The 16,678-nt window shown below is 65.2% G+C and carries 15 protein-coding genes; 11 read left to right on the top strand and 4 right to left on the bottom strand.

The features are described from left to right. The first annotated feature begins 171 nt into the window (after window positions 1-171). Both ACD584_RS09295 and ACD584_RS09290 read left to right on the top strand, forming a co-directional pair. A complete protein-coding gene (locus ACD584_RS09295) occupies window positions 172-684 on the top strand; it encodes a hypothetical protein (RefSeq protein ID WP_076037778.1) in 513 nt (170 codons plus the stop codon). Between the two features lie 17 nt (window positions 685-701). After that, the gene (locus ACD584_RS09290; RefSeq protein ID WP_076036306.1) at window positions 702-1,559 is read left to right on the top strand and encodes a pseudouridine synthase; all 858 of its coding nucleotides are present in this window, start codon (window positions 702-704) and stop codon (window positions 1,557-1,559) included. Here ACD584_RS09290 and ACD584_RS09285 read toward each other — a convergent pair. Both ACD584_RS09285 and kbl read right to left on the bottom strand, forming a co-directional pair. Beyond that, window positions 1,507-1,902 (bottom strand): HNH endonuclease, encoded by a 396-nt coding sequence (locus tag ACD584_RS09285; protein ID WP_076036305.1) that lies wholly within the window; start codon window positions 1,900-1,902, stop codon window positions 1,507-1,509. The genes ACD584_RS09290 and ACD584_RS09285 overlap by 53 nt on opposite strands. A gap of 2 nt (window positions 1,903-1,904) precedes the next feature. Further along, a complete protein-coding gene (kbl, locus tag ACD584_RS09280) occupies window positions 1,905-3,113 on the bottom strand; it encodes a glycine C-acetyltransferase (RefSeq protein WP_076036304.1) in 1,209 nt (402 codons plus the stop codon). Window positions 3,114-3,285: 172 nt separating this feature from the next. Between kbl and ACD584_RS09275 the strand changes: the two genes are divergently transcribed. From ACD584_RS09275 to ACD584_RS09255, 5 genes are all read left to right on the top strand, one after another. Then, complete coding sequence (locus ACD584_RS09275) at window positions 3,286-4,305, top strand: sulfate ABC transporter substrate-binding protein (RefSeq protein ID WP_076037777.1); 1,020 nt, start codon at window positions 3,286-3,288, stop codon at window positions 4,303-4,305. A 3-nt stretch (window positions 4,306-4,308) separates the two neighbouring features. After that, complete coding sequence (gene cysT, locus ACD584_RS09270; RefSeq protein ID WP_042596249.1) at window positions 4,309-5,169, top strand: sulfate ABC transporter permease subunit CysT; 861 nt, start codon at window positions 4,309-4,311, stop codon at window positions 5,167-5,169. After that, window positions 5,166-6,119 (top strand): sulfate ABC transporter permease subunit CysW, encoded by a 954-nt coding sequence (gene cysW, locus ACD584_RS09265; RefSeq protein ID WP_070692074.1) that lies wholly within the window; start codon window positions 5,166-5,168, stop codon window positions 6,117-6,119. The genes cysT and cysW overlap by 4 nt, the downstream gene beginning before the upstream one ends. Before the next feature lie 7 nt (window positions 6,120-6,126). Beyond that, window positions 6,127-7,158, top strand: coding sequence for a sulfate/molybdate ABC transporter ATP-binding protein (locus tag ACD584_RS09260; RefSeq protein ID WP_011036157.1), 1,032 nt, complete (start codon window positions 6,127-6,129; stop codon window positions 7,156-7,158). A 303-nt stretch (window positions 7,159-7,461) separates the two neighbouring features. After that, window positions 7,462-8,178, top strand: a complete 717-nt coding sequence (locus ACD584_RS09255; protein WP_011036158.1) for a TorF family putative porin — start codon at window positions 7,462-7,464, stop codon at window positions 8,176-8,178. 199 nt (window positions 8,179-8,377) lie between these two features. Here the strand turns inward: ACD584_RS09255 and tdh are convergent, their stop codons facing one another. Together tdh and ACD584_RS09245 are read right to left on the bottom strand one after the other, a co-directional pair. After that, entirely contained in the window at window positions 8,378-9,412 is a 1,035-nt protein-coding gene (tdh, locus tag ACD584_RS09250) for an L-threonine 3-dehydrogenase (RefSeq protein ID WP_014506840.1), read from the bottom strand. Window positions 9,413-9,965: 553 nt separating this feature from the next. Next, window positions 9,966-12,380, bottom strand: coding sequence for a TonB-dependent receptor (locus tag ACD584_RS09245; RefSeq protein ID WP_076036303.1), 2,415 nt, complete (start codon window positions 12,378-12,380; stop codon window positions 9,966-9,968). A 114-nt stretch (window positions 12,381-12,494) separates the two neighbouring features. Between ACD584_RS09245 and ACD584_RS09240 the strand changes: the two genes are divergently transcribed. The 4 genes from ACD584_RS09240 (at window position 12,495) to ACD584_RS09225 (ending at window position 16,573) form a co-directional block, all read left to right on the top strand. Next, window positions 12,495-14,576: a phosphocholine-specific phospholipase C gene (locus ACD584_RS09240; protein ID WP_076036302.1), complete on the top strand. Its 2,082-nt coding sequence runs from the start codon at window positions 12,495-12,497 to the stop codon at window positions 14,574-14,576. A gap of 171 nt (window positions 14,577-14,747) precedes the next feature. Then, window positions 14,748-15,392, top strand: a complete 645-nt coding sequence (locus ACD584_RS09235) for a histidine phosphatase family protein (protein WP_372357284.1) — start codon at window positions 14,748-14,750, stop codon at window positions 15,390-15,392. Between the two features lie 80 nt (window positions 15,393-15,472). Continuing rightward, window positions 15,473-15,985, top strand: coding sequence for a hypothetical protein (locus ACD584_RS09230; protein WP_175611816.1), 513 nt, complete (start codon window positions 15,473-15,475; stop codon window positions 15,983-15,985). Between the two features lie 63 nt (window positions 15,986-16,048). Next, window positions 16,049-16,573 (top strand): hypothetical protein, encoded by a 525-nt coding sequence (locus ACD584_RS09225; RefSeq protein ID WP_019237909.1) that lies wholly within the window; start codon window positions 16,049-16,051, stop codon window positions 16,571-16,573. The last annotated feature ends 105 nt before the right edge of the window (window positions 16,574-16,678 follow it).

The raw sequence follows: 16,678 nt of genomic DNA, 5'->3' as shown, positions 1-16,678 counted from the left end.
ATACAAAACCCGGCCTCGTGCCGGGTTTTGTCTTTGTGGGGGGCGGCAATCGCGCCGCCCTGCGGCACAAATCCTGTCTGTGTTGCGATCCATGCACGGTTCCGGTTGAAACGGCGTTCATCGCTGCCTACACTCGCCGCGTCGACATACCATCCATTGGAAGAATTCACGATGCTGCGTACCGCTACGGCAGGACTGTTCTGTCTCGCTTTGATTCCCGCCGCCTACGCCGCTCCGAACTGCACTGGCAGCACGGTGTCCCAGCCACTGCCGCTGCCTGCCACCGTGATCGCTCAGGCGGCCGCCGAGTTCTACACCCGCAGCGTGCAGCTGGGCATGCCCACCGGCGTGCTGGCGCAGCCCTACACCAGCGAGCAGTCGGTGGACCGCGTGTTGCTGCGTCTGCGCGTGGAAGGCTGCCAGGACCTGGCCAAGGCGATGCCGGCGGGCGGCACCGTCAATCCGAACGATCCGGCGGCCTACAAGGCCACCACCGCGTTCGATAACACCCCGTGGCGCTTTGACATGAGCCAGAACGGCAAGCGCATGACGGCCGAAGAGTTCGACGCCTGGATGAAGGCGCGCGGCGTGCGCGTGGTCAAGGCGCGTCCGGTTGCCGGCGCAGCGCCTGCGGCAGCGACGCCGGCCCCGGCGGCCGACGCCAAGCCGGTCGAGAACAAGTAAGCCCCGGAGCGGACGCGATGCCCCGGCGACATGCGCCGGCAGCATCCCGGCAACGCCGTGCTGGCAAGGCGCCCGCTGGCGCGCGCGCTGGTGCAGGCAGCGCCACACCCACGCCGCGGCATGGTCTGGCGCGGGTGCTGTCCAAGCTGGGCGTGTGTTCGCGGACCGAGGCTGCGCGCTGGGTTGCCGATGGGCGGGTCAGCGTAGCGGGCCGGGTGGTGCGCGATCCGGAGTTCCCGCTGCGCGCCGATCAACACGACGGCATTGCCATCGATGGTCAGCCCCTGGCCGGACCCGCGCGGCTGTACCTGATGCTCAACAAGCCGCGTGGCGTGGTCACCACGGTGCGCGACGAGCAGGGCAGGGACACCGTCTACCGCTGCTTCGACGGCGCCGGCCTGCCATGGCTGGCACCGGTGGGGCGGCTGGACAAGGCCAGCGAGGGGTTGCTGCTTTTCAGCAACGACCCGCAATGGGCCGCCGCCGTGACCGACCCGGCGACCGGCCCGGACAAGACCTATCACGTCCAGGTGGATTGCCGCCCGGATGCGCTGCAGCTGGCGCGCATGCACGACGGCGTGGCCGATACCGACCCCGGGAGCGATGGCAGCCTGCTGCGCGCCAAGCAGGTGCGTGTGCTGCGCGAGGGTGAGCGCAACGCCTGGCTGGAAATCGTGCTGGATGAAGGCCGCAACCGGCAGATCCGTCGCTTGCTCGCGGCACTGGAGATTGGTGTGCTGCGCCTGGTGCGCGTGGCGATCGGCCCGTTGGCGATGGGCGAACTGAGCAAGGGCAGCTGGCGTCTGCTCAGTGCCGCCGAAGTCAGGGCGTTGGTGCCAGCGGCACAGGCCGCCAGCGCGCCAGCCGCGCCTTGAGCAAGGCCGTCACCACCTCAACGGCCCGTGCGTCGCCTGCGCCGTTGGCATCGTGCCGGCGGCCCTTGGCGTGATTGCAGCTGGCGCAGGCCAGCGCCAGGTTGCGTGCGTCGTTGGGGTCGTCTCCCACCTGGGCGCACAGCGGCGCTGCCGCGCGGCGGCCAAACCAGGCCTGCGGCACCACGTGTTCCAGTGTGGTGTGCCCGAGCGGTTCGCCATCGGTGCGCACCGACAGGCGGCGCCGGCAGTGCAGGCAGCGGGTTTCCCAACTGCCTGCGTGCAACTGAGCCTGCGCATCGGTCTGCGCAGCCAGCAGCAGGCGCTGGCGCAGCACCGTGCGCATGCTCAGCCGCCGATGACCTTGAGCTCGTGACCGATTCGGGTGAAGGCGTCGATCGCCTGATCCAGTTGCTCGCGGGTGTGCGCGGCGCTGATCTGGGTGCGGATGCGCGCCTGCCCCTTGGGCACCACCGGGAAGAAGAAGCCGATGGCGTAGATGCCTTCTTCGAGCAGGCGCTCGGCAAAGCGCTGCGCCAGCGGTGCGTCGTACAGCATGACCGGGCTGATCGGATGCACGCCGGGCTTCACGTCGAAGCCGGCAGCGGTCATGCGCTCGCGGAAGTAGCGGGTGTTTTCCACCAGCTGCGTGCGCAGCTCGCCGGCCGCGTCCAGCATCTCGAAGGCCTTGATGCCGGCAGCCACCACGTGCGGCGGCAGCGAGTTGGAGAACAGGTACGGCCGCGAGCGCTGGCGCAGCAGTTCGATGACTTCGCGCTTGGCGGTGGTGAAGCCGCCCAACGCGCCGCCCATTGCCTTGCCCAGCGTGCCGGTGAAGATATCGATCTGGTCCATCACGCCCTTGACCTCGGCCGAGCCGCGCCCGGTCGCGCCCAAAAAGCCGGTGGCGTGGCATTCGTCGATGTGCACCAGCGCGTTGTACTTGCGTGCCAGCGCGGTGATTTCATCCAGCGGGGCGATGAAGCCGTCCATCGAGAACACGCCGTCACTGGTGATCAGCTTGGTCTTGCAGCCGGCGGCATCGGCGGCCTGCAGCTGCGCTTCCAGATCGGCCATGTCGCAGTTGGCGTAGCGGAAGCGCTTGGCCTTGCACAGGCGCACGCCATCGATGATGGAGGCGTGGTTGAGCGCATCGGAAATGATGGCGTCGTGCTCGCCGAGCAATGGCTCGAACAGGCCGCCGTTGGCATCGAAGCAGGCGGCGTAGAGGATGGTGTCTTCGGTGCCGAAGAAGTCGGCGATGGTGCGTTCGAGCTGCTTGTGCAGGTCCTGGGTGCCGGAGATGAAACGCACCGAGGCCATGCCGAAGCCGTGCGTGTCCAGTGCATCCTTGGCGGCCTGGATGATGTCCGGATGGTCGGCCAGGCCAAGATAATTGTTGGCGCAGAAGTTCAGCACGCTGCGGCCGTCGGCCAGCGTGATCTGTGCCGACTGCGGGCCGGTGATGATGCGCTCGGACTTGAACAGCCCCTGGGACTGGATCGATTCCAGTTCGGCGGCGTAATGGGCGGTCAGCGCGGCGGGAGCGTTGGTCATGGCGATCGCAGTGGCAGGAAGAGGCGCAATTTTAACGATCACGGTGGCATACCACTACGTCATGCAAAATTGGCATAAGCGCCTGCGTGGATGTCATTTCACCGGCCGCGTGCCGCTGCGCAGCATGGCATGCTTGCTGTTCAGGCTGCGCCCCATCGGCCAGGAGATCGTTGTGACCCATTCCCGCTTCCGCCTGATTGCCGCGGTGTTCGGCACGCTGCTGGCCCTGGCCGGCCCGGCTGCCGCCCGTGAGATCAATCTGCTCAACGTCAGCTACGACCCCACCCGCGAGTTCTATCGCGAGTACAACACGGCCTTTGCTGCGCAATGGAAGCAGCAGCATCCACAGGACACCGTCAGTGTGGAGACCTCGCACGGCGGCAGCGGCAAGCAGGCGCGCGCGGTGATCGATGGCATCGAGGCCGACGTGGTCACGCTGGCGCTGGCCTACGACGTGGATGCGATCGCGCAGAAGGCCAAGCTGATCGACACCGCGTGGGAAAAGCGCCTGCCCGACAACAGTGCGCCGTACACCTCGACCATTGTGTTTCTGGTACGCAAGGGCAACCCGAAGAACATCAAGGACTGGCCGGACCTGCTGCGCTCCGGCGTGTCGGTGGTGACGCCCAACCCCAAGACCTCCGGCGGTGCACGCTGGAACTATCTGGCGGCCTGGGCCTACGCGGACCACATCTTCAAGGGCGACCGCGAGCGCACCCTGCGCTACATGCGCGCGCTGTTCCGCAACGTGCCGGTGCTGGATACCGGCGCACGCGGCGCCACCACCACCTTTGCCCAGCGCGGCATTGGCGATGTGCTGCTGGCCTGGGAGAACGAGGCCCTGCTGGCCAGCCAGGAGCTGGGCAAGGACAAGTTCGAGATCGTGGTGCCGAAGCTGTCGATCCTGGCCGAGCCTTCGGTGGCGCTGGTGGACAAGAACGTCGACAAGCACGGTACACGCGATGTGGCCGAAGCCTATCTGCGGTTTCTCTATGCACCGGAAGGCCAGAAGCTGGCCGCCAAGCACTTCTACCGCCCGCGCCATCCGGAATTTGCCGACCGCAATGACCTGGCGCGGCTCCCTGACATCAAGCTGGTGACCATCCAGGAGGCATTCGGCTCCTGGGACAAGGCGCAGCAGGAACATTTCGCCGATGGTGGGTTGTTCGACCAGATCCAGGCCAGCAAGTAGGCGATGCAGATGTCGGTTGCACCCCCTCCGGCGCGGGCATCGCGCAGACGCGTGATGCCGGGTCTTGGACTGAGCCTGGGCATCACCCTGACCTGGCTGGGGCTGATCGTGTTGATTCCGCTGCTGGGTGTCTTCATCAAGACCAGCGGGCTGGGCTGGGATGGCCTGTGGCGGGTCTGGAGCGAGCCGCGCGTGCTGTCGGCGCTGCGGGTGAGCTTTGGCACGGCATTCGCTGCCGGTGCGTTCAACGCGGTGATGGGCACCTGGGTGGCCTGGGTGTTCGTGCGTTATCGCTTTCCCGGCAAGCGCCTGTTCGATGCGGTGATCGACCTACCGTTCGCCTTGCCAACGGCGGTGGCCGGTATCGCGCTGACGGCGCTGTATGGGGGCAATGGCTGGGTGGGCCGCTGGCTGGAGGCGATCGGCATCAAGGTGGCCTATACGCAGCTCGGCATCGTGATTGCGCTGGTGTTCGTGGGGCTGCCGTTCGTGGTGCGGGTGGTGCAGCCGGTGCTGGCCGAGAGCGAGCGTGAGATCGAGGAGGCCGCGGCCACGCTGGGCGCCTCGCGCTGGCAGTCGGTCTGGCGGGTGGTGTTGCCGGCACTGTGGCCGGCGGTGCTGACCGGCTTTGCGCTGGCGTTTGCGCGCGGCGTGGGCGAATACGGCTCGGTGATCTTCATCGCCGGCAACCTGCCCAACGCGACCGAGATCGCGCCGCTGCTGATCACCATTCGCCTGGAGGAGTTCGACTACGCCGGCGCCACTGCGATTGCCGCGGCGATGCTGCTGCTGTCGTTCGTGATCCTGCTGGTGGTCAATACACTGCAGGCACGCCTGCTGCGCTATCAACGCAGCAGCGCATGACCGACGCCGTTTCGCCGCTGCCCACCATGCTGCAAAGCACTGCCACTGCCCGACAGGCACGCCGCATCACCGAGTCGGCCACCAGCGAGCCGCGCTGGGTGCAGTGGCTGATGATTCTTGGCGCATTGGCATTCTTGCTGGCCTTCCTGTTGCTGCCACTGGTGCTGGTGTTCGCCGAGGCGCTGCGTGGTGGCTGGGCGACGTTTCTGCACGCGCTGGTCGATCCGGATGCGCTGTCGGCGATCAAGCTCACCTTGCTGGTCACCGCGGTGGTATTGCCGCTGAACCTGGTGTTCGGCGTGGCCGCCGCATGGGCGGTGAGCAAGCACCAGTTCCCGGGCAAACGCCTGCTGATCAGCCTGATCGACCTGCCGTTCTCGGTATCGCCGGTGGTGGCGGGCTTGATCTTCGTGTTGATCTTCGGCCGCAACGGTTGGGCCTGGCCATTGATCGATGAAGGCTGGCGGGTGGAATTGCCGGCACTGGGCGTGGTGCTGATCCAGCTGCCGCGCATTGTGTTTGCGCTGCCGGGCATCGTGCTGGCGACAACCTTTGTGACCTTTCCCTTCATCGCGCGCGAGCTGATGCCGCTGATGGAGCAGCAGGGCAGTGATGAGGAACTGGCGGCACTGAGCCTGGGCGCCAACGGCTGGCAAATGTTCTGGCGCGTGACCGTGCCCAATATTCGCTGGGGCCTGTTGTATGGCGTGCTGCTGTGCGCGGCGCGGGCGATGGGCGAATTCGGCGCGGTGTCGGTGGTGTCCGGGCATATCCGTGGGCGCACCAATACGCTGCCGCTGCACGTGGAAATTCTCTACAACGAATACGCCTACAGCGCTGCGTTTGCATGCGCCTCGCTGCTGGCATTGACCGCGCTGCTGACCCTGGCGGTGAAGACATATCTGGAATGGCGGCATGGCGATGCGCTCGCCGCCAACCACCGCCACTGAGGTGACCATGGGCATCCGTATCAGCCATCTGCGCAAGCAGTTCGCGAGCTTCACCGCACTGGACGACATCACCCTGGACGTGCGCCAGGGCGAGTTGCTGGCGCTGCTGGGGCCGTCCGGCTCGGGCAAGACCACGTTGTTGCGCATCATGGCCGGGCTGGAGCATGCCGACGGTGGGCAGGTGCTGTTCGGCGACGAAGACGCCACCCGCATGAGCGTGCAGTCGCGGCGGGTGGGTTTCGTGTTTCAGCACTACGCCCTGTTCAAGCACATGGATGTGTTCGAGAACATCGCGTTCGGGCTGCGCGTGCGGCGCGGCAAGGAGCGCTGGGCCGAAGCGCGCATCCGCGCACGCGTGGAAGAGCTGCTGGCGCTGGTGCAGTTGCAGGGTCTGGAGCAGCGTTACCCGACCCAGTTGTCTGGTGGGCAGCGTCAGCGTGTGGCGCTGGCGCGCGCACTGGCCATTGAGCCGCGCGTGCTGCTGCTGGACGAGCCCTTTGGTGCCCTGGATGCACAGGTGCGCCGCGACCTGCGCCGCTGGTTGCGCGAATTGCACGAGCAAACCGGCCTGACCACGGTGTTCGTGACCCACGATCAGGAAGAAGCGCTGGAACTGGCCGACCGCGTGGCCATCCTCAACCGCGGCCGGATCGAACAGCTCGATACGCCGGCGCGCGTCTACGACACGCCAGCGTCGCCGTTCGTGTACTCGTTCGTCGGTGCGGTGAACCGGATTCCGGGCGTGCTTGCGCACGGCCAGATCCAGGTGGCCGGTCATGCGCTGCCGTCGGCCAACCCGGCACTGGCTGCGGGCCCGGTGGAAGTCTACGTGCGCCCCGAGGATCTGGTGCCGGACGCCGATGGCTGGCCGGCCACCGTGGCCTGGGCACAACGCAGCGGCGCCCGCCTGCGGGTGCGCGCGATCCTGGACGCGGCGGGCAATGAAGTGGAAGTAGAACTGCCGGCATCAGCGGGCACCATCACGGCAGGCCAGCAACTGCGGCTGGCTGCGCGGCATTACGGGGTGTTTCCGGCCTGATGCATCACCGGTTGGCGCTGGGCTGTTGAGCTCGAATGTGTGAGTGGTTAGCGGTGACTGAGGAGTCGTAAGAGTGGCGTCGGTCGTGGGCTGTGACGCGTCTTCATCCTGCAGTGCGCGCATCAAGATTGTGCGTCGGCGGTCGATGAAAGGGAGGCTGAGTCGCACGGCCTGCCGTCGAAGGATGTGCGCCAGGTCAAGCGAGCGCGACATTTATGTTGCACTGCAATGGCAGTTGGACTAATAAGTCTGTGCAGTCTCGCTTCATGCAATCCGACCGCCCACCGCTCCAGGAGATGCCCGATGAAGCCATCCTCGCTTGCTTGTTGCCTGTCGCTGTTGCTCCTGGGTGCCGCGCCGTTGGCACAGGCACAGGACGAAGACGCACCCGCCTCACCGTTCACCGGCACCTTCGCGGTGACCAGCGATTACCTGTTCCGCGGCATTTCGCAGACCAACGAAGAGGCTGCGTTTCAGGCCGGGCTGACCTACAAGACACCGTTTGGCCTGTACATCGGCACCTGGACTTCCAACGTCGATTACGGCGCGGGCGATCCGGATTGGGAAGTGGATGGTTTTGTCGGCTACAACAAGGACCTAGGGGCCAACTGGAATGTCGATGTCATGGTCAACCGTTACCAGTATCTGGGAGCGGGCGCGTCGAATTACGCCGAACTGATCACCAAGACCACGTTCCTGAAAACCTACAGCGTCACGGTTGCCTATACCAACGATCTGTACGGCACCAAGACCGATGGTTACTACTACGCGCTGGACGCCAACTGGACGCTGCCGTACGACTTCACCTTTGGCGCGCACGCGGGCCACAGCATCTATACCTCTTCGCTTAGCCAGGTGGACCACGACTACAACGATTTCGGGGTGAACGTGGGCAAGGCGTTCGGCCCGCTCGGTTTGAGCGTGGGCTACTACGACACCAGCGAAGCGGCGGAGTTCGGATTTGGCCGGCAGAATTCGCAGAACCATCTGGTCGCCACGGCGACGGTGACCTGGCCGTAAGCAAGGCGCTGCGCACAGGGCATTTGCCGGAACACTGGAGCGTGCTGCGGGCATGAGGGCGGGGGTAGGGCAATCAGTTATTGGTGCAGCAGGCAGCGAAGCGACAGCGCCGGTGATGCGTGTCGAGATAATCACTGAGGCTGACATGCAAAAGGCGCCTTCCGGCGCCTTTTGTGTTTCACAGCGGTGGAGCGGTTACTCAGTTCCAGCTCAACACGACCTTGCCGGCCTTGCCTTCTTCCATCAGGTCGAATCCCTTCTGGAACTCGTCGATCGACAACTGGTGGGTCAGCACTTTCTGCAGCGGAAAACCCGACAGCACCAACTGGGTCATCTTGTACCAGGTCTCGTACATCTTGCGGCCGTAGATGCCCTGCACGGTGAGGCCCTTGAAGATGATCTTGTCCCAATCGCAACCAGCGCCGCGCGGCATGATGCCGAGCATCGCGATCTTGCCGCCGTGGTACATGCAATCGAGCATGTCGTTGAACGCGCGTGGGTTGCCGCTCATTTCAAGGCCCACGTCAAAGCCTTCCATGTGCAGGTCGGCCATGACGTCCTTGAGCGAGGTCTTGGACACGTTGACCACGCGCGTGGCGCCCATGTCGGCGGCCAGCTTGAGGCGGAAGTCGTTGACGTCGGTGACCACCACGTTGCGCGCACCGATGTGCTTGCAGATGCCGGCGGCAATGATGCCGATCGGGCCGGCGCCGGTGATCAGGACGTCTTCGCCGATGACATCGAATTCCAGCGCGCAATGCGCGGCGTTGCCGTAGGGGTCGAAGAAGGCGGCCAGCTCGGAGGGGATCTGGTCTGGGATCGGCCACAGGTTGCTGGCCGGCATCACCATGTATTGGGCAAAGGCGCCGTTGACGTTGACGCCGATGCCCACCGTGTTGGGGCACAGATGCGGGCGGCCGCCACGGCAGTTGCGGCAATGCCCGCAGACGATGTGGCCTTCGGCCGACACGCGCTGGCCGACCTGGTAGCCGGTCACCGCCGAACCGAGCTCGGCCACGCGGCCGACGAACTCGTGGCCGATGGTCAGGCCCGGCGTAATGGTGCGTTGGCTCCACTCGTCCCACAGGTAGATATGCAGGTCGGTGCCGCAGATGGCGGTCTTTTCCAGCTTGATCAGGACCTCATTCGGGCCCGGGGTGGGCACAGGGACCTGTTCCAGCCAGATGCCCTTGCTCGCTTCGCGCTTGACCAGCGCCTTCATCGTCTGCGCCATCTGGCGGGACCTGCTCAGTGAAAGATAAGCCGGCAATTATATGCGGCCGGGCGTCGGCGCCATGCGGCGGTGCACGATTGCGGTGGGACTCGGCCTGGTAGGCGACGGGGTGGAGCAGGAGGCGCGTCAAGCGTGTGGCGTTGAGCGTGTTGCGGTCGATCATGTCGCGGAATGGGCAATGCCCGTGCCTGATGGAGAGATCCGGAGGCGTGCGAGACAGACGCATGTGAGCCTCGCAGAGCCGCCCTAGCGGACTGATGCTTGCGATCGACTGGTGGCGCGGTGGATCAGCCCGCCAGAGCTTGCCCCTGAAGAAAAGTGCCTGGCAGGAACGGATGACGCAACGTGCGGCGCTTGATGGCCGTGCCATCCAGCGCCGCTGCCGGCATCCGCTGTCTCCAACCCCTCTCCCGACGGCGAGGGGCTTGGGTCGAGAACCTGCTGGCGCCGGAGAAGGCGCCACTACGGTGGACTCCTCAATGCGCTGGCGTTGCACCGCATTTCACTCGCGGAAGCAACGCGCATCCAACACCGCACTGTTCATTCGCCTGCGTCAGAACTTCACATCCAGGCTCAGGAAGGTCTGCCGCGGCGCGCCCACCACCATGGTCTGGTTGTAGCCATTCGGATCGGAGGCGACATAGCCATTGGTGCCGGTGCTGGCGAAGTAGCGCTTGTCGGTGAGGTTGGTGATGTTCAAGGCCAGCGCGACATCGGCTACGCCGCCAAGGCGGCCGAAGTCATAGCGCGCGCCGGCATTGAACAGCCAGTACGAGGGCACCTGCGAATCGTTGAGGAAGGTGATGTAGCGCTTGTCGGCATACTTGCCGTCCAGATCCAGCCGCAGGTTGCCAATCTGGTAGCTCGCGCTGGAAGAGAACATCAACGCCGGAATGCCGACCACGTCCTTGCCCGCGGTGGCGACCACGCCGTTGTTGAGGTAATCGTCCTGGTAGCGCGAGCGATTCCACGACAGCGAGTTCAACCAGCTCAGGCCCTCGATCGGGCGCCACATCAACGCCAGGTCGGCGCCGGCGCTGTGCACAGCGCCCACGTTGCTCAGGATCGATGCGCAGGTCTGCACGGCCGTACACGGCGAGGTGGTCAGCAGGCGGTTGGAGAACTTGGTGAAGTAGGCGTCGGCCGAGAGCTGGAATTGCGCGTCCTGCACGCGGTAGCCCACCTGCACCGTCTGCGATTCTTCCGGCTCCAGCGTGGAGCGGCTGCGGTCGAACGCGGCCTGCGAGGTGGCGAACGGCGTAAAGCCGAACGCGGCGATGTTCTTGCTGTAGGAGGCGTAGATGTCCTGGCGTTCGTCGAGTTTGTAGTTCACGCCGACTTGCGGCAGGAAGTTGTCTTCGGCACGGATGCGGCCTTGCGCCAGCGCGGTGGTCGGCACCAGCGATTGCGCGCGCGTAGTGGTGCTGAGCGCCTTTGCGCCGTAGTTCACGGTCAGGCGGTCATCGAGCAGGCGCACGGTGTCCTGCAGGTACAGCATGCGGGTCTGGGTGGTGTAGCGCTGCTGGAAATCGCGGCGGAACGGGGTCTGCGCTTCGTACACGTTGTACAGCGAGGTGTAGCCCTCGTTGCCCAGCGCGAAGTAATTGCGCCCTTGCGTGGTGCGTGCATTCTCGGCCCACACGCCGGCTTCCAGATCGTGATTGCCCCACGACCACTTCAATGCGCTGGTACCACCGAAACGGTCCAGGCCATAGTCGGTGGTGCGCATCGAGACTGGGATCTGCGCCGAGGTGACGACATACGGCGTCACCCACTGCCCCTCGCCGCGATTGGCGTGGTAGTAGCCGGCGGCATCCAGGGTTGCACCGCCAAACACGAACGTGCCCGACAGGCCGGCAAGATTGTCGCGGCGCAGGCCACCGCCAGCGTAGTAGCTGGCATCGAGCCAGCTGTAGTCGTCCGGCAATCCGGCCAGCGACTGCGGATAGCCGTTGGCCACGCCGCTGGTCGCACCGGTGTTTTGATACGCACGCGCCATCTGCACCGCGGTGGCCCAATCCGGTTGCAGGTAGTCGTAGTCCCAACCCAGCGCGCGCTGACTGGTCAACGACAAGTCCATGTAGTCGTATTCCTTGCGCCGCGAGGTATCCAGGAACAGGCTCAGACGATTGCCATCGCCCCACTGGTACACGGTCTTGAGGTTGGCCTGCTCGGATTGCTGATCGCCGAAACCCTTCCACTTGTCGGTGCTGGCGTTGGCGTAGGACAGATACGCCGACAGGCCATTGCGATCGCCGGTATCGGCGCGCACGAAGGTGCGTCGCGTTGCATCGCTGCCCACCGTCTGCACCAGCCGCGCGCCGGGCGTGGTCTGCGGGTCGGCGGAGTAGAACTGCATGGTGCCGCCCAGATTGGTGTTGGACGCAGTGCCGAGCGCGCCGGCGCCTTGTGCGATCTCTACCGAACCGAGGTTTTCGGAAATGATGGCGCGGGTGATGTGCAGGCCGTTGGTGACGCCGTAGCTCATGTTGCCCAGCGGGATGCCGTCGAGCGTGTAGCCCAGGCGGCTCTGGTCGAAGCCATGCAAGGTGACCTGCGTGGACCACTCATAGGTGCCGAAGGGATCGGCGGACTGGAACTGCACGCCGGGCAGCTTTTCCACCGCCTTGAAGGCGCTGCTACCCGGTGTCAGCTGCTCGATGTCCTGCCGGCTGATGCGTTGCACCTGCCGCGTGCTGCCTTGCGAGACCACGTTGATCGCATCCAGCTGGGTCGCGTTGCCAGCCGCATCGGCGGGCGTTACCGGCGCGTCCGCCGCGCTGGCGGGGATAGGGTCGGCGGCGTGTGCGATGACGGGAAGCAGCACGGCGAGGGCGAGTGCCAGTGGCGTGACATGGAAACGACGGGCGGAAGTCATGGGGGAATCCTGTTCGAGCACGGCTGAGGGCGGACGCACGGTGCAAGACCGGCGTTTCGCGACGCAGGGTGTCAACGGCTCATGAAACATTGATGACGGTGGCTGTCGCAAAACTGTCGCGTGCGGGGGCTATACGTGTGCACTGGCGTCGCGCGCCGCTGCGGCACGCCGTCTTTTTCAGTGTTTTCCAAAGGTTTTTCTTCCATGACGGCTTCCCCCTCGCGTCGCGACTTTCTCAAACGTGTGGCAGCACTGACGGCTGCCGGTGCGCTACCCGCCTCGATCGGACGCGCGCTCGCACTGCCGGCAAACGCACGCACCGGTACCTTGCGCGACATCGAACACGTGGTGATCCTGATGCAGGAAAACCGCTCTTTCGATCATTACTTCGGCACCATGCGCGGTGTGCGCGGCTTCGGCGACCCGCGTGCGCTGCAGTTGCGCGACGGCAACCCGGTGTGGAGCCAGGCCGCCAGCGACGGGCGACGTGTGTTGCCGTTCGCCTTCGATGCGCGCAACACCTGCGCGCCGCTGATCAAGAGCCTGGATCACTCCTGGAAAGCCGGCCATGGGCAAGACCCGTTGCGCTGGCAGGAATACGACGCCTGGGTGCCGTACAAGGGCGAGCTGACGATGGGCTATTTCCAGCGCAGCGATATTCCGTACTACCACGCGCTCGCCGATGCGTTCACCATTTGCGATGGTTATTTCTGCTCGCTGCACGGGCCCACCAATCCCAATCGCATGTATCTGTTCACCGGTACCAGCGGCTTGAGCGTGGGCAACACCGGTGCGCAGACGGTCACCAATGCCGACGACGGCAACTGGACCGCCGACATGGCGCGCGACAAACCCGGTTACGCCGCGATGCAATGGACCACCTACGCGCAGCGGCTGCAGGCGGCCGGTGTCGATTGGCGGGTGTATCAGGAGTACGACAACTTCGGCTGCAATTCGCTGGCGTACTTTGCGCACTATCGCGATCTGGATCGCAACGATGAGCGCTATCGACGCGCACGTGCGTGCGTCCCGGGGTCCACTGCCGACAATGCCGCCACCACGCAGGCCGATCATCTGGTCGCAGCCATCGCCTCCGATGTACAAGCCAACCGACTGCCGCAGGTGTCGTGGGTGATCCCGCCCACCGCCTATTGCGAACATCCCGAAGCGCCGCCGGCATATGGCGAATCGCTGGTGGCGCGGCTGATCGATGCGCTCACCGCCAATCCCGAGATGTGGTCCAAGACCGCGCTGATCATCAACTACGACGAGAACGACGGCTTCTTCGATCACGTGCCTGCACCGCTGCCGGCGCTGGATGCGCGCATGGGCCGCAGTAACGTGGACGCGCGCGGCGAAGTGCACGAGGGCGTTCCGGTGGGGCTGGGCATTCGCGTGCCGATGCTGGTGATCTCGCCCTGGACGCGCGGCGGCTGGGTCAACTCGCAGGTGTTCGACCACACCTCTGTGCTGCGTTTGCTCGAGCGCCGTTTCGGTGTGGCCGAACCCAACATCAGCCCGTGGCGACGCGCGGTGAGTGGCGATCTCACCAGCGTGTTCGACTTCCGCCAGCCGGACCATTCCGCGCTGAGCGCGCTGCCAGCGATCGGCGACTACCGCGCACGCACGGCCGCGGTGCGCGACAAACCGCTGCCGGTGCCGCCAACCACCGCGCAGATGCCGCGGCAGGAACCAGGGCAGCGGCCCGCGCGCGCGCTGCCGTATGCGTTGCAGGTGCATGCGCGTGTCCACGATGACAGCGGCGTGCAGTTGCAGTTCGTCAACACCGGCGCCGCTGCAGCTGCCTTCAACGTGTACACGTCCGCGGCGACAGGCGGCCCCTGGTATTACACCGTCTTGCCCGGCACTCAGCTGGACGACGTGCCGATGGGCGCGGTGCACGACGGCGCGTATGCATTGCGCGTGCACGGCCCGAATGGGTTCCTGCGCGAGTTCGCAGGGAATTTAGGTGCCGAGCAGCCGGCGTTGGCTGCGCCGTGGGTGCAGGCGCGTCAGGATGGCGAGCTGCTGGTGCTGGAGATCGGCAATGCTGGGCGCCAGCCGTGCACGCTGCAGGTGCGCGCGCTGGAGTACGCCGAGCCGGCCACACAGCCGCTGCAGTTGGCCGCAGGGCAGCGCCACACCCTGCGCCTGGCATTGGCGGCGAGCGATCACTGGTATGACATTGTGGTGGACCAGCCGGGCAGCGCGTTCCGCCGCCGGCTGGCCGGGCACCTGGAAACCGGCAAGCCCAGTCGCAGCGACCCGGCGCTCGGTCGCGCCTGAGCCAGCCGCGGGTGCTGGCTGTCGTGCGGGTGACATGCAGCGTGCGGGACGGTGCGCCGACCAGATCACCGTCTGGCTGATTCGCGGCCCGGGGAGGCGGCGAGGGCGGTATCATGCCGCTCCCGTCTGGCCGCAAGGCGAGCCGGCCCCTCCCCAAGGAATCTCTCGCGCATGCGCATCCTGCTTGCCCGTCACGGCGAGACGCGGTGGAACGCCGAAGGCCGTTACCAGGGCCAGATCGATATCCCGCTGTCACCGGTCGGCGAAGGGCAGGCCGCCGCGCTGGGCGCGCGTCTGCAGGCCTTGCAGATCACCCGCGCGGTGGCATCGCCACTCTCGCGTGCACAGGCCACCGCAACGTTGGCGCTTGGCAGTGCACGCGCAGGCTTGCTGCAGACCGATGCGGACCTGCAGGAAATCGCCCATGGCGAATGGGAAGGGTTGCTTGCAAGCGAAATCAATGACAAGGATCCGGCACGCCTGCGCGCATGGCGCGAAGAACCCGACACCGTGCTGATGCCCGGCGGCGAATCGCTGCGTCAGGTGCTCGATCGCAGCTGGCGCGGTCTGGCGCGCGCCGCCGACGGCCTGGGTGCAGACGACACCTTGCTGGTGGTCGCGCACGATGCGGTCAACCGCGTGATCCTGTGCAAGATCCTGGGCCTGCCGCTGTCCAAGCTGTGGAGCTTCCGCCAGGCCCCCACCACGCTCAACCTGCTCGAAGGCGACGACGTCGATCACCTGGAAGTGGTCCGCCTCAACGACTGCGCGCACCACACGCCGTTCTTTGGTGAAGCCAAGCATCGGGCGTTGTAAGGCCACGTGCAGCAAGGACGCTGGAAGACGCCATGGCGCGTTCGACCGTAACACCGCCCCGCTGGCCAAAAGCGTTCCGTATGACGGCGCTCGCGGGAGTAGCCGGCCTGTTGGCGCTGGGGAGCTTCTCCGATTTCATCCCCGCACCCTTCATGTCCGGGCGGAACTGGATTGCGCCGATGTGGCTGCTGGGCGCGGCAATGACGGCGTTTATCGTCGTGCAGGGCTATCGCTTCGGTGGATGGAAGGTGGTCGTCGGCAAGCAGCTGATCACCACCGTGCTTGCGATCTGCCTGGCGCCGCCGTTGTTGGGGCTGCTGTGCTGGATCGTGCTGGCCAGAGGCGCGCCGTGGATCTACACGCGTATCGCGGGCGTGGGTTTTGAAGAAACCCACCTCATGCAAACCGAATACGTGCGCAATGCGCGGACCTGCAAATACCGGTTGAGCGGCGGTCCGCTCGAAGATCGTTTCCCGAGCCATCTGTGCATCAGTGAGCAGTTGTATCGGCGGCATCCGGACCAGCCGGTTGCGATGCGGGTGCGTGGCCAGCGGTCGGTGCTGGGCATGCGCATCGCGTCGGCCCTGCCGTAATTCGGCGCACGCTCCAACGTACCTCGTCAGGATGATCAAGTGACATCGAAACTGTTTGCATGGATGAAGATCGGAACGTTCTTCGCCGTGATGGGTCTGCTTGTCTTGGGCCTGTTTGCCGATTTCGTTCCTGCACAATTTTTGCAAGGACGCACTTTGAAATGGCCATGTTTAGCGGTTGGCATCGTGCTGACGGTGTGGCTGCGCAGGCACAACCGGCGTCTTGGTCGACCAACGGACCTGGACGGACACGGGCGTATTTTCAGTGCCTTCATGTTCTTCGCAACACCGGTGATGCTGGGCTTTGTGTCGTGGTTGTTGCTGGCAAAAACGGCACCCTGGTTGCTGACCTGGGCCATTGGCGGTTCATTCGAAGAAGCGTACGTCATGCAGACGGACCATCAATCGAGTCGAAGCACCTGTGAATATCGGCTGCGGGGTGGGCCAATGGAACATGGGTTTCCAGATTACCTCTGCATCCACGAAGACCTGTATCACCGCTATCCACAGCAGCAGGTCGCGGTGATATTGAAAGGGCAGCGCTCACGATTGGGGACACACATTGTGGAAATCTACGGTCCACAATGACGCGCCACGGTGTGGTCGTCATGTTGGCCGGATAGGTGTCGCCTCAGGTTCAGCGCGTTGCCGCCTGCTCACGGATGGCAGACAGCAGGCGTCTGGGGGTCAAGG

This window comes from Xanthomonas sp. NCPPB 2922, assembly GCF_041520885.1.
GTDB lineage: Bacteria > Pseudomonadota > Gammaproteobacteria > Xanthomonadales > Xanthomonadaceae > Xanthomonas > Xanthomonas campestris.
The sequence above is the reverse complement of the archived record's forward strand: the minus strand, read 5'-3'. Positions and strand labels throughout refer to the sequence as shown.

Excerpts from the sequence above, each read along its gene's own strand:
- cysW (WP_070692074.1), top strand. The coding sequence starts at position 5,166 with ATGACCGACGCCGTTTCGCCGCTGCCCACCATGCTGCAAAGCACTGCC.
- ACD584_RS09245 (WP_076036303.1), bottom strand. The coding sequence starts at position 12,380 with ATGTTTCATGAGCCGTTGACACCCTGCGTCGCGAAACGCCGGTCTTGC.
- cysT (WP_042596249.1), top strand. The coding sequence starts at position 4,309 with ATGCAGATGTCGGTTGCACCCCCTCCGGCGCGGGCATCGCGCAGACGC.
- ACD584_RS09255 (WP_011036158.1), top strand. The coding sequence starts at position 7,462 with ATGAAGCCATCCTCGCTTGCTTGTTGCCTGTCGCTGTTGCTCCTGGGT.
- ACD584_RS09235 (WP_372357284.1), top strand. The coding sequence starts at position 14,748 with ATGCGCATCCTGCTTGCCCGTCACGGCGAGACGCGGTGGAACGCCGAA.
- tdh (WP_014506840.1), bottom strand. The coding sequence starts at position 9,412 with ATGGCGCAGACGATGAAGGCGCTGGTCAAGCGCGAAGCGAGCAAGGGC.
- ACD584_RS09230 (WP_175611816.1), top strand. The coding sequence starts at position 15,473 with ATGACGGCGCTCGCGGGAGTAGCCGGCCTGTTGGCGCTGGGGAGCTTC.
- ACD584_RS09295 (WP_076037778.1), top strand. The coding sequence starts at position 172 with ATGCTGCGTACCGCTACGGCAGGACTGTTCTGTCTCGCTTTGATTCCC.
- ACD584_RS09240 (WP_076036302.1), top strand. The coding sequence starts at position 12,495 with ATGACGGCTTCCCCCTCGCGTCGCGACTTTCTCAAACGTGTGGCAGCA.
- ACD584_RS09260 (WP_011036157.1), top strand. The coding sequence starts at position 6,127 with ATGGGCATCCGTATCAGCCATCTGCGCAAGCAGTTCGCGAGCTTCACC.
- ACD584_RS09225 (WP_019237909.1), top strand. The coding sequence starts at position 16,049 with ATGAAGATCGGAACGTTCTTCGCCGTGATGGGTCTGCTTGTCTTGGGC.
- kbl (WP_076036304.1), bottom strand. The coding sequence starts at position 3,113 with ATGACCAACGCTCCCGCCGCGCTGACCGCCCATTACGCCGCCGAACTG.
- ACD584_RS09285 (WP_076036305.1), bottom strand. The coding sequence starts at position 1,902 with ATGCGCACGGTGCTGCGCCAGCGCCTGCTGCTGGCTGCGCAGACCGAT.
- ACD584_RS09290 (WP_076036306.1), top strand. The coding sequence starts at position 702 with ATGCCCCGGCGACATGCGCCGGCAGCATCCCGGCAACGCCGTGCTGGC.